Origin of the sequence: Streptomyces alkaliterrae (assembly GCF_007097205.2) — a bacterium.
Lineage (GTDB): Bacteria > Actinomycetota > Actinomycetes > Streptomycetales > Streptomycetaceae > Streptomyces > Streptomyces alkaliterrae.
Genome location: NZ_VJYK02000713.1, coordinates 1 through 462, shown reverse-complemented (window position 1 = coordinate 462; position 462 = coordinate 1). Strand labels below are relative to the sequence as shown.

The 462-nt window shown below is 62.8% G+C and carries 1 protein-coding gene; it reads right to left on the bottom strand.

The features are described from left to right. Positions 1-462 (bottom strand): Sak single strand annealing protein (locus FNX44_RS30165; protein WP_153507826.1); only part of this gene is annotated, 462 nt, incomplete at both ends.

The window sequence follows — 462 nt, the reverse complement described above, 5'->3', positions numbered from 1 at the left end:
TTGCAAGACAACGCATGACGGCGCGGTTCCAATCGTGCGGCGTCGGGGTCGTGAGCGCCATGTGCTCGCGCCGTTTGCCGTTCACCTCGACGACACCCATGATGGGCAGCATCTCGATGTGGCTCTGGCCCTTGTAGGTCACCTTGACCGAGACCATATAGCTCTGGCCAATGACGACGTACGGCTGCTCGCCAATCTCCCCGCTGACCGGGTCAACCGACTCATACTCGATCACCTCCCAGCTGAACTCCGGGTCGGTGATCCGGCATGCCGCCAGCGCGGCGGGCCATGAAACGTACGACGGCCCCTTGTCACCCCCCTTTTTCACGGTCAGGGGCGCCATCTTTGCGAGGTCAGTTGCTGGACCTACGTTGAGGGCGCGCAAAAACGCCGCTGCCTCGTCGTACTTGCCGTACAGGCCAAGTCCAACACCAAGCACCGAGGCAATCGCCTTGGCGCGGC